This window comes from Streptomyces sp. NPDC046870 (assembly GCF_040704595.1).
GTDB classification, from domain to species: domain Bacteria; phylum Actinomycetota; class Actinomycetes; order Streptomycetales; family Streptomycetaceae; genus Streptomyces; species Streptomyces argyrophylli.
The window spans coordinates 535,361-560,327 of sequence record NZ_JBEYXM010000002.1; the positions used below are offsets into that span (position 1 = coordinate 535,361).

The 24,967-nt window shown below is 72.8% G+C and carries 23 protein-coding genes; 4 read left to right on the forward strand and 19 right to left on the reverse strand.

What is annotated here, in order from left to right; all coding sequences use genetic code 11:
- Nucleotides 1–287 precede the first annotated feature (287 nt).
- Nucleotides 288–1,523, reverse strand: coding sequence for an amidohydrolase (locus tag AB0946_RS06890; RefSeq protein WP_366759540.1), 1,236 nt, complete (start codon nucleotides 1,521–1,523; stop codon nucleotides 288–290).
- Between the two features lie 232 nt (nucleotides 1,524–1,755).
- Here AB0946_RS06890 and AB0946_RS06895 point away from each other — a divergent pair, with 232 nt between their 5' ends.
- Nucleotides 1,756–2,421: a class I SAM-dependent methyltransferase gene (locus AB0946_RS06895; protein WP_366759541.1), complete on the forward strand. Its 666-nt coding sequence runs from the start codon at nucleotides 1,756–1,758 to the stop codon at nucleotides 2,419–2,421.
- Here AB0946_RS06895 and AB0946_RS06900 read toward each other — a convergent pair.
- The 7 genes from AB0946_RS06900 to AB0946_RS06930 all read right to left on the reverse strand — a co-directional run bounded on the left by AB0946_RS06900 (nucleotide 2,418) and on the right by AB0946_RS06930 (nucleotide 10,319).
- The gene (locus AB0946_RS06900; RefSeq protein WP_366759542.1) at nucleotides 2,418–2,996 is read right to left on the reverse strand and encodes a hypothetical protein; all 579 of its coding nucleotides are present in this window, start codon (nucleotides 2,994–2,996) and stop codon (nucleotides 2,418–2,420) included. The two genes, AB0946_RS06895 and AB0946_RS06900, sit on opposite strands and share 4 nt — an antisense overlap.
- Nucleotides 2,997–3,011: 15 nt before the next feature.
- On the reverse strand, nucleotides 3,012–4,814 hold the full coding sequence (locus AB0946_RS06905; protein WP_366759821.1) for an alpha/beta hydrolase: 1,803 nt from the start codon (nucleotides 4,812–4,814) through the stop codon (nucleotides 3,012–3,014).
- Nucleotides 4,815–4,822: 8 nt separating this feature from the next.
- Complete coding sequence (locus AB0946_RS06910; RefSeq protein WP_366759543.1) at nucleotides 4,823–5,269, reverse strand: hypothetical protein; 447 nt, start codon at nucleotides 5,267–5,269, stop codon at nucleotides 4,823–4,825.
- A 147-nt stretch (nucleotides 5,270–5,416) separates the two neighbouring features.
- Nucleotides 5,417–6,760 (reverse strand): hypothetical protein, encoded by a 1,344-nt coding sequence (locus tag AB0946_RS06915; protein WP_366759544.1) that lies wholly within the window; start codon nucleotides 6,758–6,760, stop codon nucleotides 5,417–5,419.
- Between the two features lie 35 nt (nucleotides 6,761–6,795).
- Nucleotides 6,796–7,734, reverse strand: coding sequence for an N-acetylneuraminate synthase family protein (locus AB0946_RS06920; protein WP_366748680.1), 939 nt, complete (start codon nucleotides 7,732–7,734; stop codon nucleotides 6,796–6,798).
- Nucleotides 7,735–7,746: 12 nt separating this feature from the next.
- Nucleotides 7,747–8,976 carry an N-acylneuraminate cytidylyltransferase gene (locus AB0946_RS06925; protein ID WP_366748679.1) on the reverse strand — a complete coding sequence of 410 codons (1,230 nt, stop codon included), beginning with the start codon at nucleotides 8,974–8,976 and terminating at the stop codon, nucleotides 7,747–7,749.
- Between the two features lie 23 nt (nucleotides 8,977–8,999).
- A complete protein-coding gene (locus AB0946_RS06930; RefSeq protein WP_366759545.1) occupies nucleotides 9,000–10,319 on the reverse strand; it encodes a DUF6716 putative glycosyltransferase in 1,320 nt (439 codons plus the stop codon).
- A gap of 198 nt (nucleotides 10,320–10,517) precedes the next feature.
- On the opposite strand from AB0946_RS06930, the gene AB0946_RS06935 reads away from it, so the two are divergent.
- Together AB0946_RS06935 and AB0946_RS06940 are read left to right on the forward strand one after the other, a co-directional pair.
- On the forward strand, nucleotides 10,518–11,498 hold the full coding sequence (locus tag AB0946_RS06935; RefSeq protein WP_366759546.1) for a glycosyltransferase family 2 protein: 981 nt from the start codon (nucleotides 10,518–10,520) through the stop codon (nucleotides 11,496–11,498).
- Nucleotides 11,498–12,841, forward strand: coding sequence for a polysialyltransferase family glycosyltransferase (locus AB0946_RS06940; RefSeq protein WP_366759547.1), 1,344 nt, complete (start codon nucleotides 11,498–11,500; stop codon nucleotides 12,839–12,841). Before AB0946_RS06935 ends, AB0946_RS06940 begins: the two co-directional genes overlap by 1 nt.
- Before the next feature lie 165 nt (nucleotides 12,842–13,006).
- Here the strand turns inward: AB0946_RS06940 and AB0946_RS06945 are convergent, their stop codons facing one another.
- The 5 genes from AB0946_RS06945 to AB0946_RS06965 form a co-directional block, all read right to left on the reverse strand.
- Entirely contained in the window at nucleotides 13,007–14,374 is a 1,368-nt protein-coding gene (locus AB0946_RS06945) for a polysialyltransferase family glycosyltransferase (RefSeq protein ID WP_366759548.1), read from the reverse strand.
- Nucleotides 14,371–15,357, reverse strand: coding sequence for a glycosyltransferase family 2 protein (locus AB0946_RS06950; RefSeq protein WP_366759549.1), 987 nt, complete (start codon nucleotides 15,355–15,357; stop codon nucleotides 14,371–14,373). Before AB0946_RS06950 ends, AB0946_RS06945 begins: the two co-directional genes overlap by 4 nt.
- A 167-nt stretch (nucleotides 15,358–15,524) precedes the next feature.
- The gene (locus AB0946_RS06955) at nucleotides 15,525–16,013 is read right to left on the reverse strand and encodes an RICIN domain-containing protein (protein ID WP_366759550.1); all 489 of its coding nucleotides are present in this window, start codon (nucleotides 16,011–16,013) and stop codon (nucleotides 15,525–15,527) included.
- A gap of 388 nt (nucleotides 16,014–16,401) precedes the next feature.
- Nucleotides 16,402–17,052: a leucine efflux protein LeuE gene (gene leuE / locus AB0946_RS06960; protein ID WP_366759551.1), complete on the reverse strand. Its 651-nt coding sequence runs from the start codon at nucleotides 17,050–17,052 to the stop codon at nucleotides 16,402–16,404.
- A gap of 63 nt (nucleotides 17,053–17,115) precedes the next feature.
- Nucleotides 17,116–18,708 carry a methylmalonyl-CoA mutase family protein gene (locus AB0946_RS06965; RefSeq protein ID WP_366759552.1) on the reverse strand — a complete coding sequence of 531 codons (1,593 nt, stop codon included), beginning with the start codon at nucleotides 18,706–18,708 and terminating at the stop codon, nucleotides 17,116–17,118.
- 80 nt (nucleotides 18,709–18,788) lie between these two features.
- Between AB0946_RS06965 and AB0946_RS06970 the strand changes: the two genes are divergently transcribed.
- Nucleotides 18,789–19,661 (forward strand): L,D-transpeptidase family protein, encoded by an 873-nt coding sequence (locus tag AB0946_RS06970; protein WP_366759553.1) that lies wholly within the window; start codon nucleotides 18,789–18,791, stop codon nucleotides 19,659–19,661.
- A 243-nt stretch (nucleotides 19,662–19,904) separates the two neighbouring features.
- Here the strand turns inward: AB0946_RS06970 and AB0946_RS06975 are convergent, their stop codons facing one another.
- The 6 genes from AB0946_RS06975 to AB0946_RS07000 all read right to left on the reverse strand — a co-directional run bounded on the left by AB0946_RS06975 (nucleotide 19,905) and on the right by AB0946_RS07000 (nucleotide 24,900).
- Nucleotides 19,905–21,083: a hypothetical protein gene (locus AB0946_RS06975; RefSeq protein ID WP_366759554.1), complete on the reverse strand. Its 1,179-nt coding sequence runs from the start codon at nucleotides 21,081–21,083 to the stop codon at nucleotides 19,905–19,907.
- Nucleotides 21,083–21,745 (reverse strand): RNA polymerase sigma factor, encoded by a 663-nt coding sequence (locus AB0946_RS06980; RefSeq protein WP_366759555.1) that lies wholly within the window; start codon nucleotides 21,743–21,745, stop codon nucleotides 21,083–21,085. Before AB0946_RS06980 ends, AB0946_RS06975 begins: the two co-directional genes overlap by 1 nt.
- Before the next feature lie 279 nt (nucleotides 21,746–22,024).
- The gene (locus AB0946_RS06985; RefSeq protein ID WP_366759556.1) at nucleotides 22,025–22,840 is read right to left on the reverse strand and encodes a hypothetical protein; all 816 of its coding nucleotides are present in this window, start codon (nucleotides 22,838–22,840) and stop codon (nucleotides 22,025–22,027) included.
- Nucleotides 22,841–23,020: 180 nt separating this feature from the next.
- Nucleotides 23,021–23,638: an RNA polymerase sigma factor gene (locus AB0946_RS06990; protein ID WP_366759557.1), complete on the reverse strand. Its 618-nt coding sequence runs from the start codon at nucleotides 23,636–23,638 to the stop codon at nucleotides 23,021–23,023.
- 136 nt (nucleotides 23,639–23,774) lie between these two features.
- Entirely contained in the window at nucleotides 23,775–24,188 is a 414-nt protein-coding gene (locus AB0946_RS06995; RefSeq protein ID WP_366759558.1) for a hypothetical protein, read from the reverse strand.
- Between the two features lie 130 nt (nucleotides 24,189–24,318).
- Entirely contained in the window at nucleotides 24,319–24,900 is a 582-nt protein-coding gene (locus tag AB0946_RS07000; RefSeq protein WP_366759559.1) for a hypothetical protein, read from the reverse strand.
- Nucleotides 24,901–24,967: the final 67 nt, after the last annotated feature.

Genomic DNA, 24,967 nt, shown 5'->3' on the forward strand with positions numbered 1-24,967 from the left:
CACCTGACCTGAGCGCCTTGGCGGCGCTTGATGTGAGCACCATGCGGGTGCTCCGGCCGAGACGCCCCGGCGGCGTCGGCTTCGCGGCATCGTAACGCGCGTAGATGTCGCAAAAAACCCTCTCGCGAAGCCGTTATCGATTCGAGGCAAACACTGCCTGAACTCGGTGTCTTGGTCCTCCCACACCGTTGTTGCGCACAGTGCACGATTGGCTTGCATCCGTGTTGCGCCGGGCGGGAGGGCCGCCCCCGGCCGGCCCGTGGACGGGCCGGCCGGGGGCCGTCCGCTCAGCTCCGCGACCCGTTGACGTCCAGGAACGCGGCGGCGGTGAACATCTCCACACCCACCGTGATCGCGTGCTCGTCGGCGTCGAAATCGCCCTGGTGGAGATCGCGCACCGTGCGCTCACCGGGCCGGCGCACCCCGAGCCGGGCCATGGCGCCCGGGACGTGCTCCAGGTACCAGGAGAAGTCCTCGCCGCCGAGGCTCTGCTCGGTGCTCTCCACCGACTTCATGCCGCGCCGGGCGACCATGGCCCGGCGCAGCAGCTCGGTCGACTCCCGGTCGTTGACGACCGGCGGCACCCCGCGCACATAGGTGATCTCGGACTTGGCCCGGTGCAGGGTGGCGACCTCGTCGATCGCCGCGTGCACGATGTCGGGGGCCTGCCGCCAGGCCTCCAGGTCCAGGCAGCGCACGGTCCCGGACAGCTCCGCGTGCTGCGGGATCACGTTCGGGGCGTGGCCGGACTCGATGCGGCCCCAGGTGAGGGCCAGACCGACGCGGGTGTCGACCCGGCGGCCGATCAGCGCGGGGACGTCGACGGCGACCCGGGCCGCGGCGGTGACCAGGTCGGTGGTCAGGTGGGGGCGGGCGGTGTGCCCGCCGGGGCCGTCGAGGGCGATCTCCAGACGGTCGCAGGCGCTGGTGATCGGCCCGTGCCGCAGCCCGACCTTCCCCGCCTCCACCTTGGGGTCGCAGTGCACGGCGAGGAGGCGGCCGACGCCGGTCAGCGCGCCGTCCTCGATGGCGCCCAGCGCGCCGCCGGGCAGCACCTCCTCGGCGGGCTGGAAGATCAGCCGCACCGGACGGGGCAGCAGGCCCTTGGCGTGCAGGTCGGCGAGGACCAGCCCGGTGCCGAGGACGACGGCGGTGTGCACGTCGTGACCGCACGCGTGCGCCCGGTCCGGCACGGTCGACCGGTACGCGCAGTCACTCTTGGTGTCCGGGATGGGCAGCGCGTCGATGTCGGCGCGCAGGGCCAGCAGGGGGACGGAGGGCCGCTCGCCCTCCGCGAGACCGATGTCACAGACGAGTCCCGTGCCCGCGCTCAGGACGCGGGGCTTGAGCCCGGCCTGCTCCAGCCGCTCCTTGATCGCGGCGGTCGTACGGAACTCCTGGTTGCCCAGCTCGGGGTGCATGTGCAAGTCGCGCCGGAAGGCGACGAGTTCGGCGTGCAGGGACTCGCTCAGCACGCCGGGGAGCACATCCCCCGGGAGGCCGGCCTCGGACTCTACGGACATCAATTGCTTCACCCTCTGAAGGGTAGGACGCCCGGCTGGTCAACTACCCCTCGATCAACAAAAGTTCAGCCCGTTAGGGGAATAAAATCTGACCGTCGGACGCATGGCGGTGAACTCTGATGGGTAAAACCTCTGTTTCCTCTTCCACGGATACCACGGCTCACGGGGGTCACGCGCGCGATGTCCACGAACCGGACCCCGCCGCGGCGCCCTCCCGGTAGGGTCCGCCGACGTGAGCGACTCGACCGCGGACTTCCTCCGGACGACCCGTACCTCCTACGACACGATCGCCGAGGACTACGGCGCCCGCTTCCCTCCCGGGGACCTCCACCCGCTGGACCGCACCCTGATCAGGACCTTCGCCGAGCTGGTCACGGCGAACGGCTCCGCCCCCGTCGCCGACCTGGGCAGCGGGCCCGGGCATGTCACCGCGCTGCTGCACGGGCAGGGGGTGCCGGTGTTCGGGGTGGACCTCTCCCCCGCGATGGTGACGCTGGCCCGCCAGGCGTACCCGGCCCTGCGCTTCCACGTCGGTTCGATGACCGCACTGGACCTGCCCGACGCCACCCTGGGCGGCGTCCTCGCCCTGTACTCGACCATCCACCTGCCGGACGAGGAGCTGCGGACGGCCTGCGCCGAGTTCCGCCGCACCCTGGCCCCCGGCGGGCACGCCCTGCTCGGCTTCCAGTCCGGCCCCGAGCCCGGCCGGCTGCACCTGACCGAGCGGTTCGGCCACGACATCGACCTCCACTACTACTGGCGCACGCCGGAGCAGGTCGCCGCGGCGCTGACGGGTTCCGGCCTGGACCTGGTGGCGACGGTGCTGCGGGAGCCGACCGCGGAGGAGACACGACCACGGGGGTTCGTACTGGCCCGCCGGGGGCGAGGCGGGGCCTAGAAGTGCTCGACCTCCTGGCCGTCGGGGACCCGGTAGCAGCCGGAGACCACCATCAGGCTCAGCTTGGGCGGGTTCCGCTTCTTCATCTGGGTGATGTGGACGCCGGCCTTCTGCTCGTCGTTGTCGGCGATCAGGACGACGTTCTTGTTGACGCTGGTGTCGGGGCCGTACTGGACGATCTTCCAGCCGTGCCGCGGCAGCCCTTCCTTGAGGTGCTCCATCGCGGCGTCGAGATCGGCCGGTGACGTGGGATGGAAGCTCCACGGATGGAAGATCTGGAAGTACTTGTCCCTGTCCTTGCCCGGGCACTGCTGCACCCCCGGGCGGCCGTCGGACCCCTTCCCCTCGACCTTGATCAGGTCGTAGATGCCGCTGGACACCGCCTCCATCGCGTCCGACGCGTCCCGCGAGGTGCTGGTGCCGGCGGGGCGGATACCGCCGGACGTGTCGCGAGAGCCGGTGGCAGAGCCGCTCTCGGAGCCGCTGACAGCGCTGTTGTCGGTCATACCGCATCCCGTCAGGGTGGTGAGTGCCAGGGGTACGGCGAGCACGAGTGCCCGCTCGGTCATCTTCATGCGGGGGGACTTCTCCTACTTCACGTGCGCCCAGTAGTCGGGCGGCGGCTTCAGCTGCACGTCGTCTCCGTGCCCGGTCACGACGTAGGCCTGGTTCTTCAGGCTGTCCGACCCCGGATTCCAGTACCCGCTGTGCCCCTGCGTGTCCGTGGTCATCTGATGGGCCCCGAACTCCGGGTCGCTGGGGATGACGAACCAGTCCCCACCGTGCCCCCAGCGGCCGATGTCGGGTACGGCGTCTCCGTCGGCCTCCTCGTTCCAGACGTGGCCCTCGGGCACGTCCAGCTCGGTGGCGTGGGACACCTTGACGCCCGGACTGCCCGCGAGAACGACGTCGTCCGCGTTGAGCGTGCCCTTCTCGGCCGCGGCACCGATCAAGGTCGTACCGTACGAATGGCCGATCACGGTGCGGTGCGGCGGTGTGTCGCCCGTGTGGGACGTCTCCAGTCCGTCGAGGAACGCGGTGAACGCCGGGGCGCCGTCGTAGGCGTAGTGCTCGAACGGCGCGTCCTTGACCACGTCGTCCGGTGCGTCGTAGCCGAGCCAGGTGATCGTGGAGACGGTCTTTCCGTCGGCCTCGTTGCGCGCCTCGCCCCACAGATTGACCATGCGGTCGATGTTGCCGCCGATGCCGTTCAGATCGGACGTCGTGCCCGGAACGTACACCGCCTGGTGATCGGCCGTGTCGGGATTGCCGTTGGCGATGATCGCACGGCCGTCCCCTTCGGTGCTGAACCCCAGGAGGTAGGCCTCGGGGAGCCCGTTCGTCCCCGTCGCGTCGAAACGCTTCTGGATGTCCCGCATGCCGTGGAGCGACTTGGTGAGGAAGTCGTACCGGTCCCCGTACCTCCGGTTCCACTCCATCCATTCGTCGGTGTGCACCTTGGACGGATACCCCCCTGCCGTGATCCAGGTCCATTCGTTGGCCGGCGGCTTCGGGATCGAGTCGAGTTCCATCTGCTGCCGTGCCCGGGTCTCGTCGAACACGACACGGTTGGCCTCGTCGCGGACCGCCGAGGGAAGCCCGTCGAGCCTGCCCACGGCGTCCGGGCGCAGCGCGAGCCAGGCCGCGCGCTCCTCGTCGCCGAGATTCCTCCACCAGGCCGCGTTGTCCTTCGGACTGCCGTCCCGGGGCGGCTGGGGCAGGGAGTCTAGGTACTTCTTGCCCGCCTCGCTCACCCCGTCCTGGTCGGACCTGGCGTCGGACCAGTCCCGGTCGGACACCACCAGGTCGTCGTCGGCCTTCAGCGCGCGCAGCTTCGGCGCCCACTTGGCGTCCGCGTCCGCGGCCTCCTTCAGCGCGTCCCCGATGCGGTTGGCGAAGCCGACGGCCTTGCCGAAGTTCGGGTTCGGGTGCATGTTCACGGCCTGGCGTTCCATCGCCGAGGCCGTGGGGTCGGTCGTGCCGGCCGAGGCCGCCACGGTGCCGCCCTCGGGCACCTTGCCGTCGGCCTCCGCGCCGCCGGCCGGGAAGGTGACCGAACCGTCCGCGCCCACCGTGCAGCCCGCCGCCTCCGCGTCCGCCAGGGCCGCCTCCAGCTTGCGCTTGGCCGCCGCCATGTCGTACGCGAACCCGTTCAGCGCGGTGCTCACCAGCGCGCACTCGGTCTGGACGTAGTGGAAGTCCTTGCCCAGCTCCTTCAGCTCGCGCAGGGCCGCGTCGGCCGTCTCGCCCCTCAGCTGGTTGCGGATACCGGCGGAGATCCGGTTCTCCACCGTGTCCTTGGCGGTGCTCGCCATCTCGCTCGTGGCCCGGTACCCGTCGGCCGCCTCCTCGTACGCGGAGGGCTTCAGGGCCTTCAACGTCGCGATGTCCATGAAGCCCGTCACCGGCCCTTCGTGTCGCCGCCGACGGCCTCGGTGTCGTGGTACTTGGCGCTGATCCTGTCCAGCTCGGCCTTCACCTCGGTGTCCGACATCGCGAGGTCGTGCCCGGAGCGCTCCAGCAGTGCGCCCAGTTCACCGCAGCGGCCCTTCACGTCACCGACGTACTTCTTCCAGGAGGCGTACAGCTCCTGCTGGGCAGCCGCCGACTGCACGCCCGCCGTGTCCCCCAGCCCCGACTGCCCGTCGTCCAGCCTGCCCAGGGCCTTGCCGACGTCGTCCTGCAGGCCCTTGGTGTCCTGGCCGGCCTTCGCCCAGGCCTTCTTGTCCGACTTCAGGTCGCCGGTCCCCGCGCCGCCCGGCTCCGGCGGAACGTGGTCCAGCCGCATCCCCGTGGCGCCGCGGGCCACGGCGTCCGCCTTCAGTCGCTCCCACTCGTCCCACGCCATGCGTGATGGTCTCCCCGTTTCCCCGTCTCCCCGTTTCCGGCGGCCCCCCGCCGTCTCGTGCAGGTCTGGTGCACGAGGTGAGGGAGCCTACCGAGATGTGACGACGGGGCGCCTGAGTACGCGTACTCAGGCCTGCGGTGCCGGCGGCTACGCCGGGCTCACCGCCGCCAGCCGGTGGACGTCGCGGGCCGTGCCGGTCACGCCGGAGAGGAAGCCCTGGGCGCGCGGGGACGCGCTGTCGGTGAGCCAGGTCGGGTCGATATCGCAGACCGCGACGCGCACGCCGGTGCCGGCCAGGGCCAGCGGCAGGGTGTGGACGACGGTGGAGGGAAAGCTGAGGATCGTCCGGCCGATCGGGCCCCGGCGGGCGATCAGCTCCAGCGGGAGGTCCGGGCGGACTATCTCCAGGCCCGTCTCGGCGGCCAGGCGGTGGAGCTTCTCGGCGCTCTCGCGGCGGTGGGCGAAGTAGCGGGTGGCGCCGTGGGCCTTGGCGAGGTTGCGGACGGCCTCCACATAGCGGTCGCCGTCCACGACCCCCGTCTCCACCAGCGAGGTGCCGACCAGGTCGGCGCTCTGGGTGATGCGCGGCGGGCCGAAGCGGGCGCGGGTGAAGGCGAAGTCGTTGGCGGTGACGGTCACGCCGTCCGGGATGTCGGTCACCGGCATGGAGGAGAAGACCTCGACGCGCCGGCGGTCGCTCGGGGTGAGGCGGCGCCGGGCGGAGGAGGAGACCGGCGCGAACAGCAGGTCGCGGGCGCCGGGCCGGCCGCCCTTTCGGTGCCAGCGGACCAGGCGCTCACCGCGGGCCAGCTGGGCGACGAACTCCATCGTCGCCGTGCCGTCGTCCACGACCACGAGGTCGCGGGCGCGGGTGATGGTCAGCAGCAGTTGTACGTAGCGGGAGAAGGGGTCCCCCATGACGATCCGGTCGGCCCGGCGCAGGGAGCCGGCCAGGCCGCCGATGGTGTGGAAGGGCGCGGTCGTACCGCCCCGCGCCTCCTCCCAGCGCACCCGGTACCCCTCGTCGCGGGCCAGGTCCGCCATGCGGCGCAGCTGGCCCCGGGTCATGGGGTCGGTCGGGGACAGCACGACGACGGTGAGCTCCGCGCCGCCCGCCACCACCCCGGCACCGCCCGCCACCGCCCCGGCCGCCACCGCTCCGGCCGGCAACCGCCGCCCCTGCGCGGGCACGGCGGGCACCGGGGCGGCATGCGCCGGACCGGGCTGCGCGGGCAGGGCCGGCGTCGGCACGGCGGCCTCCGCCGGCCCCGAGCCGGGGCCGCCCGGCACACCCGCATCCCCGCCGCCGGGGTCGAGCGGCACACCGGAGCCCGGCCGGCCGGAGCCGGACGGCCCGGTCGGGCCGGAAGGGCCGGTGTCGTGCAGGCCGTGCAGGTGGGCCCACTCCAGTACGTTCAGCAGCTGTACCGGGCTCTCCACGAAGGCGAGCGTGCGGGCGGGGTGGCCGGCCTGACCGGCGCGGGGGCTCATCGGCGTACGACCGTCCCGTCGTCAGTGACCTGGATTCACACCGAGACCGGCTCGCCCGCCGCCGCGGCGATCTCCGCCTCGGCGACGACGCCGGTGACGCGGCGCAGCTTCTTCATCGGGCCCAGCTCGGAGTCGTAGACCTTCTTGACGCCGTCGCCGAGGGATGCCTCGATGGTGCGGATGTCACGGACGAGGCGGGTCAGGCCCTGCGGCTCGACCGAGGCGGCCTGGTCGGAGCCCCACATCGCGCGGTCCAGGGTGATGTGGCGCTCGACGAAGGTGGCGCCCAGCGCGACCGCCGCCAGCGTGGTCTGCAGGCCCGTCTCGTGGCCGGAGTAGCCGATCGGGACGTTCGGGTACTCCTTCTCCAGCGTGTTGATCACGCGGAGGTTCAGTTCCTCGGCCTTGGCCGGGTAGGTGGAGGTGGCGTGGCAGAGGAGGATGTTGTCCGAGCCCAGGACCTCCACCGCGTGGCGGATCTGGCGCGGGGTGGACATGCCCGTCGAGAGGATGACGGAGCGGCCCGTGGCGCGCAGGGCGCGCAGCAGCTCGTCGTCCGTCAGGGAGGCGGAGGCCACCTTGTGGGCGGGGACGTCGAACTTCTCCAGGAAGGCGACGGCCTCGGTGTCCCACGGGGAGGCGAACCAGTCGATCCCCTTCTCCTTGCAGTACTCGTCGATCTGGCGGTACTCGTCCTCGCCGAACTCCACCCGGTGGCGGTAGTCGATGTAGGTCATCCGGCCCCAGGGGGTGTCGCGCTCGATGTCCCACTGGTCGCGCGGGGTGCAGATCTCGGGGGTGCGCTTCTGGAACTTGACGGCGTCGCAGCCGGCCTCGGCGGCGACGTCGATCAGCTTGAAGGCGTTCTCCAGCTCACCGTTGTGGTTGATGCCGATCTCGCCGCAGATGTAGACGGGCCTGCCCGGGCCGACCTCACGCGAACCGAAGGTGCGCAGACGGGAGTTGGTGCTCATCAGGGGATGTCCTTACTTGGGGAGGGAATCGAGAGAGGGGCCGAGGATCCAGCTGGCGATCTCTCGGATCGCGCCGTCACCGCCGGGGACCGTGGTGACCGCGCGTGCGGCGCCGCGCACGACGTCGTGGGCGCTCGCGACCGCCACGGGCCAGCCCACGAGGGCGAAGCACGGCAGGTCGTTGACGTCGTTGCCGACGTAGAGCACGCGCTCCGGCGCGATGCCCTGCTCCTCGCACCACTGCTTCAGCGCGAGGTCTTTCCGGTCGATGCCGTGCAGCACGGGCAGCCGCAGCTTCCGTGCGCGGGCGGCGACGACCGGGTTCTGTTCCGTGGACAGGATCAGCAGCTTCAGGCCGCTCCTGCGGAGGGCCGCGATGCCGAGGCCGTCGCCGCGGTGCACGGCGACGAACTCCCGTCCGTCGGAGTCGATCAGCACCCGGTCGTCGGTCTGGGTGCCGTCGAAGTCGAGTACGACCGCGTCCACGTCGTCGGCGGTCGGCAGCGAACCGGGACGGTCCGCGTCGAAGAGGGGCGCGAGGGCGCGGGCGCGGGCCAGGTCGTGCGGGTCGTCGATCTCCAGCACCCGGGCCGGGTCGGTGCGGACCAGCTCGGTGTGGCCGAAGAAGCGGTGGCGGTGCTCGCGGAAGCCGGCCGCGTCCATGGCGTAGGCGGCGCCGGTCTCCAGGAAGTCCTGGGGGCGGTCCTGGCGGCGCGGGCGGTAGGACTTGTCGTGGTTGACGCCACGCCCGCCCTCGGTGGGCTCGTCGGCCTCGCGCCAGACGAAGCCGTGGAAGGGGGCCACGGTGACGGCGGTGTCGGCGCCGTTCTCGGCGACCGCGGCGGCGACGCCGTCGATGTCCTCGCGGACGAGGAACGGGCTGGTGCACTGCACGAGCAGCACCACGTCGACGGGGGAGCCGTGCAGCGTCTCGTGGGTGTCCATGGCGTGCAGGACGGCGGCCTCGGAGGTGGCGGTGTCCCCGGCGATGGCGGCGGGCCGCAGGACGACCTCGGCGCCGGCCTCGCGGGCGGCGGCGGCGATGGCCTGGTCGTCGGTGGAGACGACGACGTCGGTCACCAGCCGGCTCGCCCGGCACTCGCGCACCGCGCGGGCCACCAGCGGGACACCGCCCACCGGGGCGAGGTTCTTCGCGGGCACGCCCTTGGAGCCGCCGCGCGCGGGGATCACCGCGAGCACCCGCCGGATCGAAGCGCCGTGGCCCGCTGCCGGGTTGGACATGGGGTCTACTCCTTGGGGTGAGGTCACAGCTCGCCCATCCGCCGGATCACGGGGGCGACCCGCTGGACGCCGTGCCGGTAGGCGCCGCGCGCGGCCCGGCGCACGATCTGCCGTACGGGCCCGGGCGCCTTGTCGGCGGCGGGGGCACCGGGCAGTGGTACGCCGTCGGGGCCGAGGTGGTGGCGGGCGAGGATGCCGGGCAGGTAGCCGGGCGCGGTCTCGGGGGTGTAGTAGGGCGCGAGGGGCGGCAGCCCGCCCGGCCGGTCGAGCAGCCGGGCGATGCGCTCGCGGGCGCTGTCGAACGCCGTGCCGTAGGTGCCGTCGGCGGCGACGCCCTGCCGGGCCACCCACTCCTCGTCCGGCACCGGCCGGTGCCCGGCGTCGAGCTGGTCCCAGGAGGCGAGGCAGCCGGAACCGGTGAAGTGGTGGTTGCCGAGCACCTCGCGGACCCCGAGGTCGGTGAGGACCGCGGTGGGGATCCGGCGGTGCAGGGCCTCCAGGGCGGCCGTGGAGCTGACCGTGACCAGCAGGTCGGTGCGGTCCAGCACCTCGCCCATGTGGCCGTACACCAGGCGGAAGTTGGCCGGCAGGTCCTGGCCCTGGGCCAGCTTCTGGTACGGCAGCTCCTCGATGTGGGTGGTGTGCTCGCCGGGCTTGGAGCGCAGCTTGAGCAGCACCTCCCGCTCGGGGTGCCTGCGGGCGTGCTCGACGAGGCGGTTCAGCAGGTAGGTACGGTCCCGGCGGTTGTCCGGCACGGACGGCTGGGCCGCGAACACCACGGTGTACGGCTCGTGCCCACCGGTGTACGGCTCGCCGCCGAGGAAGGGCAGCGCGACCTCGGTGACCGAGGAGGCGTCGGCGCCCACGCCCTCGTACACGGCACGGAACCGGTCCGCGTCGTGGCGGGAGTTGGCGAGGACCAGGTCCGCGCCGTGCCGCAGCAGCAGCCCGTCGGTGAGCTTCTCGTAGACGACGCCGACATAGCCGGTGACGACCACGGGGCGCCTGCCGGAGCCCCAGGCGGCCCGCAGTCCGTGCAGCATCGCCTGTACTGCGCCGCCGACCAGCGCGAGCACGAGGACGTCGTACCGGTCGTCGGGGTCCTCGCTCATCGCGCGCAGGAACTCGACGCCGGTGACCTCGCGCAGGGAGTCGGCATGGACGCCGACCTCCTTCAGCTGGCGGGCGGTGGGGGTGGCGCGTCCCCGCAGGAGGTAGCCGTCGAGCCGGACCTCGGCAGCCGCGGGAGTGAGGCGCTGCGCGGTGAGCGCTCCCCACTTCCACCGGGTGTCGGAGTCCGCGAGGACGGCGACCCGCAGGGACTTCTTCGCACTTGCTGGCACGCCGAAGACGCTAGGAAGCGATTCCGAGGTTCCGCCCAACCCGAATGCAACAAACGGTTAACAGCACATCGCCGAATGGGGAATCGGGACGCGGGAGCAACGGGAAAAGACCCGGTTCATTACTTCGTCGCGCACAGTTCACCTGGATTCAAGCAGACCGTCGGGGTGCGAGCCGGGCTCCCCTCTAAGGTCGTCCGCGTGGTGAAGCTCTCGGTCATCGTGCCCTTCTACAACGTCCAGCAATACGCGCCAGACACGCTGAAGAGCCTGCGTGCGAACACGCGTGAGGACTTCGAATTCATTCTCGTCGACGACTGTTCGAGCGACGAGACACCGCGGATCCTCGCGCGCGCGGAACGCGAACTGCCCGGGGCCGTCGTGGTCCGGCACGAGCGGAACGAAGGGCTGGCGACCGCGCGCAACACCGGCATCGACCGGGCGCGCGGCGAGTACCTGACGTTCCTGGACGGCGACGACTGGCTCGCCCCCGGCTACTTGCCGCAGCTGGTCGCCGCCATGGACGAGCTGGGCTGCGACTTCGTCCGCACCGACCATGTGCAGTGCACCGGCCGGGCCCGCTCCATCCACCGTGTCCCGGTCGGGCGGCGCCAGGTGGTGCTGGACCCCCGCGAGGCGATCCTGCCGGCCGAGCGGTCCACCTCGGTCGACTACGCGTACGCGTGGGCGGGGGTGTACCACCGCCGGCTGGTCGAGCGCGGACTGCTGCACTTCACCCACGGCCTGCGCACGGCCGAGGACCGCCCGTGGATCTGGAAACTGCACCGGGAGGCGGATTCCTTCGCCGCGGTCGGGCTGCTCGGCGTGTACTACCGGCGGGGGGTCGCCTCGTCACTCACCCAGATCGGGGATGTGCGCCAACTGGATTTCATCCGCGCGTTCGACCAGGTGATCGAGGAGACGGCACGGGACCGCGATGCCGGCGCACTGCTGCCGAAAGCCGTGCGCACGTACTGCGCGATCATGGCCCACCACCTCGGATCGATCGAGAGGTTCGAACCCGCCGTGGCCAGACAATTGCGTGCGCGGGGGGCTGCGGCGCTGAAAAGGCTGCCGCAGGATCTTCTGGAGCAGGTCGTCGACGCGATGGACCCGCAGCGCGCGGGCCGGCTGCGCCGGCTCAGGCGCCGGCCGACGACCGCCCGGACGGTGGCCGCCTGATGACCGGCACGACCCACATCTTCTGCGCCTCGACGCTGTACGGCGCGGCCACGCTGGCCGCCGCCCTCGACGCCCGGCTGTTCGAACCGGCCGACCGCCGGCTGCTGGTCGTCACCAACAACGCGGCCAACCCCGAGACCACCGCGGCCCTGGACCGGATGGCCGGCTTCGCGGGCATCGGCGAGCGCTTCGACGGGGTGCTGTCCTGGAACGAGACCATCGCGCCCCTGCACCCCAGCGGCTGGGGGCCGCGCGCCAACGACATCCCCATGTGGGAGCGGTACGTGCGGCTGCTGTGGGGCCTCGGCGACGACCGGGTCCGGCTCACCGTGGAGTCCGTGCACGTCAACCCGGCACTGGCGCTGTGCCAGTTGTTCACCGGCGCCCCCGTCGACGTCTACGCGGACGGCCTCATAAGCTACGGCCCCACCCGCGACAAGGTCGATCCGCTGGTCGGCACGCGCGTCGAGCGCCTGCTCCACCTCGATCTGGTCCCCGGGCTGACTCCCCTGCTGCTCACCGAGTTCGGGGTGCGCCCCGAGCTGATCCGCACCGAGGCGTTCCTGAAGGTGCTGGACGAAATGGCCGCGACGGCGCCCGGGTTCCCGGACACCGGCGGCGAGGCGCCCGCGCTGCTGCTCGGCCAGTACCTGTCCGCACTGGACATCCTCGGTGCCGCCGAGGAGGAGGAACTGCACCTGCGGATGGTGCGCGGCGCGGTCGCGCTCGGCCACCGCAGGCTGGTCTTCAAGCCGCACCCGGTGGCGCCGGCCCGTTGGTCCCGGCTGCTGGAGGAGGAGGCGGCCCGGCTCGGCGCCGAACTGGAGGTGCTGGACGTTCCGGTGCTCGCGGAGGTGGCCTTCCAGCGGCTGCGTCCCGCGCTGGTCGTCGGCTGCTTCTCCACCGCCCTGTTCACCGCGGCCGCGCTGTACGGCCTGCCCGTCGCCCGGGTCGGCACCGACACCGTCCTGGCCCGGCTCGCGCCCTACCAGAACAGCAACCGGGTCCCGGTCACCCTCGCCGACGCGCTGCTGCCCGACCTCGGCGACCAGCGGGCCGTGTCCGGCTGGTCGTTGCCCTTGCGGGAGCGGGTGGCACAGCTGGAGGGGCTGCTGAAGGCGGTGGGTTTCGCGATGCAGCCGAAGATCTACCCGGAGCTGCGGGAAGCGGCCGAGAGCTATCTGGCCCGGCACCTGGACGCGCACACCTGGCGCTACTTCAAGCGCCGCCGGCTGACGTCGCTGGCGCTGCCCGGTGCGGTGCCCGCGCAGCTGGCGTTCATCCCGCGCAACGCGACCGTACGCCGCCTCGCCCGCCGGGCCCGGGCACTGGCCCGGCACTGAGTCCGTCGCGTTCCCGCGCGTCGCTCCCCGCGGGCCGGGGAGCGACGCGTTCTTCGTGGCCCACCCGTGTACCCGTGCGCCGAGCGGGCCCCGGCCGCACGTGGACGGCGGCAGGCGGGCGTCCTCCCGGGCCCCCCTGCCACCGCGTGCTCCGGACGACGGCGCCTACCGCTGGCGGGCGCGGATCTGCCGCACGGCCTTGCGCACGGCGGGGTGCCGGCGCAGCGCCTCGGCCCGTACCGTGCTGCCGCCCGGCAGGCGCAGCATGGTCAGACGACGCTTCTTGAAGTACTGCGGATGGTCCGCGAGGTGCGCGGTGAGCCAGGCGGCCGCTTCCTCGCGCAGGCCGGGGTGTTTGCGGGACTGCATGCAGTAGCCGACGGCGCGCACCAGGGGGCCCAGTTCCCCGCTCAGCGAGTCGAGGGGGAGCGGGGTGCCGATCTCGTCGCGCTCGGCGTCGGGCAGGGCCGCGTCGATGATGGTGAGCGGGACGCGGTTGCTGTTCTCGTACGGCGTGATGCGGTCCAGGAGCAGTTCCGTGCCGACGCGGGCGACCGGGATGCCGTAGAAGGCGGCGGCGGTCATCAGCGCGGTGGAGAAGCAGCCGATGACCAGGTCCGGCTTGAGGTGGGCGAAGACCGTCTCGGCGAGCACCGGTTCGCTCAGGACGGTCAGCCGTACGCCGAGTTCCGCGGCGGCCGCCTCCAGGGAGGCACCGTAGACGGCGGGTGCGCTCGGGTGGGGCTTGAAGAGGACGTCCTGGTGTCCGGCACGGGCGGCGGCGCGCAGCATGCGGACGTGGAGTTCCTCCTCCTCGTCCTGGGTGATCAGTCCGATGGCCGAGAGGTACTGGCCGAGCAGCACCGCGGTGGGCCGGTCCCCGGCGGGCAGGCGCTCGGCGAGCAGCCCGGCGCCCTCCTCGCCGATCCGGGCGAGGACGTCGACGATGGCGTCGTTCGGCACGGCTTCGGGCCGGACCCCGTACTCGGACAGGAGCATCGGCCGCAGCCCGGGAACCAGTTCGAGGTGGAGCACGCGCGCGATGCGGCTGCTCATGCCGTGCGGGATGCGGTTGCGGGTGGGGCCGTAGCTCATCAGGCCGTCCGCGTACACGTGGATCGGGCTGTCGGCGAAGATGTCGGCGACGGCGCGGGAAGGGTTGGCCTGGATGGACTCGCAGGCGATCTCGACCGGCTCGTCCCCGAGGTTCCAGGCGAGGCGTACGGCCTTCTCCCACAGCACCAGGTCCTGGCCGCGCGGCGACCAGCCGGCCGGGTGGTGCGGGGAGATGAACTCGTTCCAGGAGCGCACCTCGTCGAACTCGGGGCGCAGCCGCTCGAATCCCGCCATCCGGTCCAGCGGGGTGCCGACCTCGGGCACGGCGGCGGTGTTGCTGACCACCAGGATGCGGCGGTGTTCCTCGCGCGGGCCGAAGAGCCCGGCGCGCAGGGCGGCGGTGACGGTGGCGGCCGCGTACTGGGTGGCCGAGAAGAAGATCTGCGTCGTACCCGTGGTCGTGTGCGTGCCGCTCATGCCGCGACTCCCTTCATGCCGCCGCGTATGCGCCGCAGGACGTGTACGCGTTGCTCACCCATGCCGACGAGGGCCTCGGTCAGTTCCTCCTCGGTCATCCGGCCCAGCGCCTCGGCGGCCAGCTGCCGCAGCCGTGCGGCGACGCTCCGCTCGAACCGGTCCCGGGCCAGGAGCTGGTGGGCGATGACGACGCAGTAGTTCCGCAGCGCCTTCTTGCGCAGCCTGCCGGCCTCGGGGTCGTCGGCGAGTTCGCCGAGCACGAGGTCGAAGGAACGGAAGAAGTCCAGTTGCCGCACGTCGCCGATCTGGGTCAGCGAACTGGCCACCCCGCGCCGGTAGAAGACGCCGCGCAGGCTCGCCACGGCGTAGGAGTCGGCCTGGCGGTGCAGTGCCCAGATCCACGGACGGTCCTCGGCGGTGCGCAGCCCGTCGTGGAAGCGCAGCAGCCCGCGGTCCAGCAGGCGGCGGTGGTAGATGCCGGCCCAGGCGTAGGGGTAGTCGACCATCGTGGTGTCGTCGACGGGGAGGATCGAGGTGCGCGGGTCGAGCGGGGTGTGCCGGCGGCCCTCCGGCGCCCGGTGGACGCTGCGTCCGACACCGGTGACCTGGACGTGGTCGGTGCGAACGAAGTCGACGTCGAGGCGTTCCACGGTGTCGACCAGTTGGGCCAGGTAACCGGGGGCGAGCCAGTCGTCGCCGTCGAGGAAGGTGAGGTACCGGCCCTCGGCCGCGTCGATGCCCGTGTTCCGGGCGGTGGCCAGTCCGCCGTTCTGCTCGTGCCGGATCACCCTGCTGTTCTTCAGCCGTTTCGTCAGGTGCAGCAACGCCTCGTACGTCCGGTCCTTGGTGGACCGGTCCTCGACGAAAATGAACTCGAATTCGTCCTTCGCGTTGTTCACCAGACTGGTCACGGTGTCGGGGACATAGCCCTCGATGTTGAAGCAGGGGACGATCACGGACAGTTTGGGTGGAAGGCTTGGCACGCGGACACCTGGGCTTTCTCCGGGACAGGTTCCTGTGACGGTAGGAAAATCTCGGCGCCGCATTCCAACGTCGGCCCGACGCGCAGGTGAACTCGGGGTGACGAGATGCCCCTGCGGGCGGGGCCGGGCGGACGGTGGGCTCCACCGCCCGCCCGGTCGCGACGGGATCAGTACCAGTACTGCTCGGCGCCGCCGTTGCAGGACCAGATGATCACCTTGGTGTTGTTGGCCGTGCCGCCCCCGCTCGCCGTCGACAGGCACTTGCCGGCCTTGCCGTTCACCCACTCACCGGCGCTGGAGCGGTACCACTGCTGCTCGGCGCCGCCGTTGCAGGTCCACTGGATCACCTCGGTGCCGTTGGCCGTGCCGCCGCCGCTCGCCGTGGACAGACACTTGCCGCTCTTGAGGTTGACCAGTTCGCCGCTGGTGTAGTAGCCCCAGTACTGCTCGTCACCACCGTTGCAGTCGTAGATGACGGCGTTCACACCGTTGGACGTGCTGCCCCCGCCCGACAGGGAGAGGCAGCGGCCGCTCTTTCCGTTCTGCCAGGGGTAGAACGTGTCGTTCGCCCCGGCGGAGGCCGAACCGGTGCTCAGCGACAGGGCGGCGACCGCCATCACGCCGGTCGCCACTACGGCAAAGGACTTCCTGCGCATCTGAAGAATCCTTCCGTCCGGGAGGCAACCACTGCCCCGCCGCAGGAATCCTCTCCTTCGGACAACTGATCCGCGATCAAGTTTCCGGACTCCGGGAAGGTGAACGCGAGCCGAACCCGGCAGGTCTCCAAGGAATCCGGAGCGCCGGAACGCGGGGGCGCAATATCACCATGTCAGGGAAAAGCCGCGGGAGGACTTCCGCGGACACCGGGCAGGCGTCCCGGAAAAGCTGGCCGAAATGATGCGCCCAGGCGGAACGGAAACGAATTCCTGGAATTCACCGTTCCGCCGTCCCGGCGCCGCGTACGGCTGCTCGGAAGGGGGGTCTGTTCGTACGGATTCCCCGGACGGAAGAAGTCGGACCCGGGTTACCGGGCTCTGCCCGGCCCTACGCGCTGGCCAGCGTCAGCTTCACGGCGAAGCCCAGGAACAGCACCCCGGCCGCCGAAGTGGCCGTCGCGGACAGCCGCCTGCGGCGGCGGAACGCCGCGGAGAGCCGCGTGCCGCTGAATATCAGGGCGCTGAGGTACAGGAAGCTGGCCAGCTGGGCGAAGGCGCCGAGGACGACGAAGGACAGGGCCGGGTAGGCGTATCCCGGGTCGACGAACTGCACGAAGAAGGCGACGAAGAAGAGGATCGCCTTGGGGTTGAAGAGGCTGACGACGAGGGCGCGGCGGAAGGGCCGCTCGTCGGCGCCCTGGTCGGGCGCGGCCTCCTCGGCGGCCCGCTCCCGCCGGGTCCGCCACATCTGCCGGGCGGCCCGCAGCATGCCGATCGCCAGCCAGCTCAGATATCCGGCGCCGGCGTACTTCACGATCCCGAACAGCAGCGCGTTGCCCTGGAGCAGCGAGGCGACCCCGGCGGCGGACAGCGTCATCAGCACCGTGTCCCCGCACCACACGCCGGCGGCGGCCGTGTAACCGGACCGCACACCGCGGCGAGCGGCCACGGAGAGGACGTAGAGGGAGTTGGGGCCGGGCAGCAGCACGATCAGGATCAGGCCCGCGAGATAAGTGGGGAGGTCGATGACGCCGAACATGGAGGGAGTGTCGCACGCGGGTACGACAGCCGTCCCTCCCCGTCCGGGAGGAGGACCGACGGCTCAGAACGTGTCACTCGGTACGTGGCTCCCCCACACCTCGCGGAGCGCGCCGCAGACCTCCCCCACCGTCGCCCGCGCCCGCAGCGCCTCCTTCATCGGGTACAGGACGTTGTCCTCGCCCTCCGCCGCCTTCCGCAGCGCGTCCAGTGCGACGGTCACCGCGGTCCCGTCGCGTTCGGCCCGCAGCCGGGCCAGGCGCTCGGCCTGGCGCGCCTCGATCGCCGGGTCCACCCGCAGCGGCTCGTACGGTTCCTCCTCGTCCAGCCGGAAGCGGTTGACCCCGACCACCACCCGGTCACCGGAGTCGGTCTCCTGCGCGATGCGGTACGCGTTCCGCTCGATCTCGGCCTTCTGGAAGCCCCGCTCGATCGCGGCGACCGCCCCGCCCAGGTCCTCCACCCTGCGCATCAGGTCGACGGCCGCCTCCTCCACGTCGTCCGTCATCCGCTCGACCGCGTAGGAACCGGCGAACGGGTCCACCGTCGCCGGGACGTCCGTCTCGTGCGCCAGCACCTGCTGCGTCCGCAGGGCCAGCCGCGCGCTCTTGTCCGTCGGCAGCGCGATGGCCTCGTCGAAGGAGTTGGTGTGCAGGGACTGGGTGCCGCCGAGGACCGCCGCCAGGGCCTGCACGGCGACCCGGACCAGGTTCACCTCCGGCTGCTGGGCCGTCAGCTGGACCCCCGCCGTCTGGGTGTGGAAGCGCAGCATCAGCGACTTGGGGTTCCGCGCGCCGAACTCCTCCCTCATCACCCGTGCCCAGATCCTGCGCGCGGCGCGGAACTTGGCGACCTCCTCCAGCAGCGTCGTGCGGGCCACGAAGAAGAACGACAGTCGCGGGGCGAAGTCGTCCACGTCCATGCCGGCCGCCACCGCCGTACGGACGTACTCGATGCCGTCGGCGAGGGTGAACGCGATCTCCTGCACCGGGGAGGCACCCGCCTCGGCCATGTGGTAGCCGGAGATCGAGATCGTGTTCCACTTCGGGATCTCGGCGGTGCAGTACCGGAAGATGTCCGCGGTCAGCCGCAGGGAGGGCTTGGGCGGGAAGATGTACGTGCCCCGGGCGATGTACTCCTTGAGCACGTCGTTCTGGACCGTGCCCGTCAGCCGGTCCGCGGCCACCCCCTGTTCCTCCGCCACCAGCTGGTACAGCAGCAGGAGCAGCGCGGCGGGCGCGTTGATCGTCATGGACGTCGAGACCTGGTCCAGCGGGATGCCGTCGAACAGCACCCGCATGTCCTCGACGGAGTCGATCGCCACGCCCACCTTGCCGACCTCGCCGTGCGCGAGGGGCGCGTCGGAGTCGTGGCCCATCTGGGTGGGCAGGTCGAAGGCGACGGACAGGCCGGTGGTGCCGTGGGCGATGAGCTGCCGGTAGCGGGCGTTGGACTCCGCCGCCGTGCCGAAGCCCGCGTACTGGCGCATGGTCCAGGGCCGGCCGGTGTACATGGTCGGATAGACCCCCCGGGTGAACGGGTACGCGCCCGGTTCGCCCAGTTGCCGGGCCGGGTCCCAGCCGCTCAGGTCGGCCGGCCCGTAGACCGGCTCGATGGGCAGGCCCGACTCCGACCGACGTGCCGACTGCTGTGCCATCGCTGCCTCCGCGCGGTATACGGGTACTCCTCACCATGCCCCGTAGTTCGGCGGCGGTCACGCGGGGAAGCATCCCGGGCATGAGGATCCCGGGGAGCTGTGCCGCTCTGCTCGCCTCGGCCGCCGCACTCGCCGCGCTCTGCGGGTGCACCGTGCAGCCGGCGGGCGCCGATGGGAAACATGGTCTGCCGGTCCGCGTGGAACCGCAGGGCGGTCCGGGTTCCGGCGCCGCCCGGAGCAGTCCGGTACCCGGCGCCGCCCGGACGGCACCGGCCGCCCCGCCTGCGGCCACACCGGGCGTCACCGCCTCCGTGCCCGCGCCGCGGGTGCTGTGGTCGCGCGGGGATCGCGGGCCGGCCGTACGGGAACTCCAGGCGCGGCTGCGCCAGGTCGCCTGGCTGGCCGTGGGGCCGACCGGGTCGTACGACGGCCCGACCGAGCAGGCCGTCAAGGGCTTCCAGGGCAAGCGCGGCCTGCCCCGGACGGGTGCGACGGACGCCGTCACCTGGCAGCGGCTGGTGGCGATGACCCGTCCGCCGGGCAGCGGGGAGCTGTATCCGAGGGCCGGTCAGCCGGCCGCCGCGGCCGATCCGCGCTGTCTGACCGGGCGGGTGCTGTGCATCAGCAAGACCAGCCGGACCCTGCGCTGGATGGTCGACGGACGGACCCTGTCCACGATGGCGGTGCGGTTCGGCGCGCAGTACACCCCGACCCGCGAAGGGGTGTTCACCGTCTACTGGAAGTCACGGCACCATGTGTCGACCCTCTACCACTCGCCGATGCCGTACGCGATGTTCTTCAGCGGTGGCCAGGCGGTCCACTACTCGTACGACTTCGCGGCACGCGGCTACGCGGGCGGTTCCCACGGATGCGTCAACGTCCGGGACGAGACGGCCATCGCCCGGCTCTTCGCGCAGGTGAGGATCGGCGACAAGGTCGTCGTGTCCTGGTGAGACGCCCCACCGGGGGCGGTTCGAGCCGAGGGCTGTCCGTTGCGGGGCGCGGGCGGGACCGGGGGAACGTGTCCCGCCCGCGCCAGGTGCACGAGCCGCGGGTACGGGGGGAACCCCGGCTCCGTGCGACGGCCGATGACCAGTCGGCTCACTCATTACTGCGTCCCGGGCTCCAGAAACGTCACACCTCGCGCCGAGAAAATTTCGGTGACCGCAGAACCGCAGGTCAGAGGGGGGAGTGGATCAGAGGGCGGTGTACGTCGGAGCCGGTGACGGGGTCGTGGAGCCGTTGCCGGGTGTGCCTCGGTGCGCGGGGGCGAAGGCCGAGGGGGCCGGGGCGGCGCCATCCTGGTGCCGGCCACCCTTGCCGGCGCCTTCGCCGGCGCCGTTGCCGTTGCCGCCGTTCTTGTCCCCGCCGCTGCCGTTGCCGTTCCCGTTCCCGTTCCCGTTGCCCTTGCCGTTCCCGTTGCCCTTGCCGTTGCCCTTGCCGCCGCCAGGGTCGGCGGGGACGTCGTCGCCCTTGCCCTTCCCGTTCCCCTTGCCGCCCTCGCCCTTGCCGTTGTCCGAGCCCTGACCGGTGGTGTTCTCGCCGCTGCCGCCGCTGTTCGCGCCGCCCGTGCCGCCGGAGGCGGAGTCCCCGGTGCCCAGCAACACCTTGCAGTACGCGCTCACGCGGCCGGGGCCGCCCGCCAGCTGCTCCAGCGCGCGCCGGCGGCCGGCGTTCAGGTCCTTGCCGTCCCGCAGCGCACGACAGGCCGCGCCGGCGCCGGGCCACCCGGTGCCGGACGTGGCGGACGGCGCCCCGGTGCCGTCACCGGTCCCCGCGGCCTCGTCGTCGGTGCCGCCCCGATGCCCCCGCGGACCGCCCTCCGGTGCGCCCGTGCCCGTTCCGCCGCCCGGTGCGGACGGCGAGGTGAGCGGCTGCCCGGTGGTCGGGTCGGGAGAGACGGAGGTGGCGGGGCCGGGGTGATCGTCGCCGAACGGCGTGGGCAGCACCCCGCTGCCGGCGGCCACGGCGACCCCGCCGAGCGTGCCCGCCGCCACCGCCGCCGCCAGCGCCATCCGCACCGGACGGCCCCAGCGGGGACGCCGGGTGCGGATTCCGGTACGGGCCGGGGCGCCGATGCGGACGAGGCCCGCGTCGGCGCCGCGTGCCGGGGTGCGGGGGGCGGTGGGGGCGTACGCGGCCGCGGTGCGCTCCGCTTCGGCGGCCTCCCGGGCCTTGCGGAACGCGGCCAGGGCGGCCTGCTCGCCGGGGAGCTCACCAGGGGCGGGGGCCGCCTCCGCGGACAGCGCGCCGAGCGCCTGGGAGAGGCGTTCGGCCTGGTCACGGGCGGAGGGGTCGACGGCTTCCAGTGACTCACCGCGCAACAGGCGTTCCGCCGCCTCCCGGTTCAGCCACTTGTACTGCTCGTCGGCCATCACATGTCCTTCTGCGTCCGCGCACGCGTATGCGTCACAGTTGCGGACGTCACCGCGCCCCGGCGCGGTTCTCTCTGCGGCGGGAGCGCGTCCAGTGCGCCCGCCGATTCCGGATCGTCGCCGATCAGCTCCGCGAGACGCTTCAGACCGCGGTGCGCGGCGGTACGGACGGCGCCCGCGCGTTTGCCGAGGGTCTCGGCGGCGGTCTTGGCGTCCAGGCCCACGACCACGCGCAGGACGACCGCCTCGGCCTGGTCCTGCGGCAACCGGGCGATCAGGGAGAGGGTGCTGTCGGTGGCCAGGGCCTCGATGGCCTCGCCGGCCGTGTCGGACTCGGCGGCGCGGCCGGTCAGCTCGGTCTCGTCGCCGCCTATGGCGGGGCGCCGGCCCCGCATGCGTATGTGGTCCAGGGCGCGGTTGCGTGCGATCCGGGCGGCCCAGCCGCGGAACCGGTCGGCGTCACCGCTGAAGCGGTCCAGGTCACGGGCTATCTGGAGCCAGGCCTCGGACGTGACGTCCTCGGCGTCCAGGTCGCCGACCAGGGTGCGGACGTATCCGAGCAGGCGCGGGTGCACCGCGCGGTACACCGTACGGAACGCGGTCTCGTCCCCGTCCTGTGCCGCACGTACCGCGGTGGTCAGCTCCGCGTCGTCCCCCAGCACCGTACTCCCTTTACGCCTGTCTTCGGTCGGCGCGAAAGGCACGTTACGGCGTGAAACCGCTGCCCGTCCATGTCTGTAGAAGATGCAACTAACTCGTGACCGGTTTCGGATGTGCGCAGCGTGAGGCCGCGAGCGGGTCGCGATGCGGGGCGGGGTGTGACAGAAACCGCACCCGCGGCGCTGAAGGAAGTACGGGCCGCACGCGGCCCGTCCACGCGACGGCCGGGGCCTCTCCTGTGGGGGGTGGCGGCCCCGGCCGTTGCCTTGGTCACGGGCGCCTCACGGCTTTCCGCCGGAGGAGTTGCCGCCGGCCGCCTTGCCGCCGGCCGGGTTCCCCGGGGTCGCGTTCCCCTGGCCTCCGCCCCTGCTCCGGCCTTTGCCGGTGTCACCGCCGTTGCCGGAAGTCCCTCCGCGGTTGCCGCTGTTGCCCGAAGTCCCCGCGTGGCCGGTGTGCTCGCCCTGGCCGTGCTCCATACGGGCGGCGCAGTAGGCGGCGACCTTCTCCGGTCCCCCCGCCGCCGTGACCAGCCGCTGCCAGGCCGCCGACTCCAGGGCGCCGCCGCGTTCCCCGGCCCGCGTGTAGGCACGGCAGTGGGCGAGGGTGTCCCGGGCGGTGGCCGGCCGGCCGGGGCGGTCCGTGGACGCGGTGTCCGAGGGCCCGGCCGCCGTGGCGCCGGCCGAGGCGGGCGGGGTGCTCGCCACCGGACGCGTGGACCGTGGCGACCGGCTCCGGTCGTCGTCGTGCGTGCCGGATCCGGCGGAGCCGATGGCCGCGACGGCGACTCCGCCCAGCGTGAGGCTCGTCAGCGCGAGCGAGAGGGTGATCCGCAGCGAGCGGCGGGCGGGCGCCGGCCGCCCGGGCCGCCAGTCGTCCCGGGCGCGGGTCCGCGCGTCGTGCGCTCCCGCGTCGCGCGCGGCGCGGAACGCGGCGACGGCGCCGCGCTCGGCCTCGGCGTCGACGCGGCCGGCGCGCAGCGCGGTGGCGAACCGGGCCTCCAGCCCGGAGTCACCGGCGGGGTCCGGCGTGGCGACGGCACCGCCGGGGTGCGCACGCCGACGCCCGGCCGTCCCGCCGCCGCTGTGCCGTTCACCCATGCCCGTTCCCGCCTTCACCCGGTCCACCCGGAACTCCGTACGCCGATCCACCCGCACCCGCGCGCGCCCACCACGGCCCCGCGCCCGTGCCGGCCGGCCGTCACCGCCCCGCACCCGCGACGACGGGCTCCCGAAGCCGTTCGTCCCACCCCTGCATACGTGCCGCACCCGCCGGTGCGTTCACCCCGGCTCACCCCGCGGCGGCGGATCCGCGTCCGGCGCGCCGTCCGTACCCAGTTGGCGGGCCAGGCGGCGCAGGCCCCGGTACGCGGCCGTGCGGACGGCGCCGGGGCGCTTGCCGAGGACCCGGGCCGCGGCCGGGCCGTCGAGGCCGACGACCACCCGCAGCAGCACCGCCTCGGCCTGGTCCCGGGGCAGCGCGCGGACCAGTTCCAGCGCGCGTGCGGTGGAGAGCGACTCCAGGGCCTGGTCGAGGGTGCTGTGCCGGCCTGGCAGCTCCAGGACGTCCTGCTCCAGCCGCGCCGCCCGGGGCCGCACCCGCTGCCGGCGCAGGTGGTCCAGCGCGCGGTGCCGGGCGATGGTCGCGGTCCAGCCGCGGAAGCCCGCGCCGTCGCCCCGGAACCGGCCGAGGTCGCGCGCGATCTCCAGCCAGGCCTCGGAGGCGACGTCCTCGGCGTCCTCGCCGACCAGGCCCCGCAGATAGCCCAACAGGCCCGGCTGCACGATCCGGTAGGCCACGGCGAACGCGGTCTCGTCGCCGTCCTGGGCCCGCGCGACGGCCGCGCCCAGCTCCCCGTCCCGCGGCTGCGGGCGGCGGGGTTCCCCTCCCTGGCCCAAGACCGTCCTCGTTCGTGCCGAGTTCCTGGCCACTGCGTGGCGCTTGCCTCACGGTGCGACACGCTCCGGCCGTGTCTCCGCCCTCACGATCATCAGCGTCGGCCCCGACGGAAGTGTCACAGCCGGGCCGGGCCGGTCAGCCGGGGGCGGTCGCGTCCCGGCACAGCAGCCGCAGCGAGCCGTGGCCGCCGTAGCAGCGGCGGGCCTCGTCGATGGGGTCCCAGAGCCGGCCGTCCGGGGTGCGCACCCAGTGCTCGCCGCCGCTCGTCCACCACTCGGCGCCGGTCTGACGGACGATCACCTCGCCGGCGTAGGCGCCGAAGCCGCGCAGCACGCTCTCGACGGCCGCGTACGGTGGCTCCTCCCGCCGTATCTCCTCGATCATCCGGTCCACCCGCCACAGGCTCTGCGCCGAGTAGTCGAGCCGTACGCGCGCGCCCTCCCGCATGGTCGCCACCGCGTCCGCCGCCCACCGCACGGGCTTGGCCGCGGCACTCGGCCTGGTCCCGTGCTGTGCCGCCTGGGACGGGGCCGTCGCATGAGCTGTCACCTGAGTCGTCACTTGGGCTGTCACACAAGGAAGAGCGAGCGGGGGCGGAGTTCCGTCACCATCGTTCGAAACGTTTCTCCCGACGTTCGGCCAACCGCCGCAGGACCACCGCACGTCCGCCGCACGAGGATCACAGGCTCCCCTCACGCCCCGGCACCGTGGCACCGCGCGCCCGGCGCGAGACCACCGCGCGCAGCACCCGGCGCCCTTCCACCGATATCTCCAGCGCCCGGCGCAGCCCCTGCGGGCCGTGCCCCGCGAGGAGTTCGAGCACGGCGGCCTGGCGGCGCAGCTCGGCGACGACGAGCGGCGGCAGGCCCGCCGGGTCGCCCGCGCGCCCGGCCTCCAGGCCGTCCGGGGCCGGGTCGCCGGCGGCCGCGGGGTCGAGCAGCCGGTGGACGCGCAGCGCGGCGACCGAGCAGGCGTCGGCCCAGGGCCGTACCGCGCCGCAGGTGCGCTCGGCCGGGGCCGACTCCAGCATGTGCCGGGTGAGCCGCGCGGCCTCGTCGTCGGCGGGGTCCGCGGGGGCGAGCGCGGTGCGGGCCCGGGCCAGGCCGGCGGACCAGTCGGAGTCGTCGGCGAGGCGGGCCCACAGCGGGCGCAGCAGCTCGTCGTCGCCTCCGAGCAACGGCAGGCAGCGATCCAAACAAGCCAATCCGCTGGCGGCCAGTCCGCGTTCGTCGGCCTGCGCGATGAGTTCGACCAGGCTCATGCATGCCTCTCTCGCCAGGGCGCCGACCGGTACGGAGCCCGCACTGCCCCTTACTGCGTGCGACGGC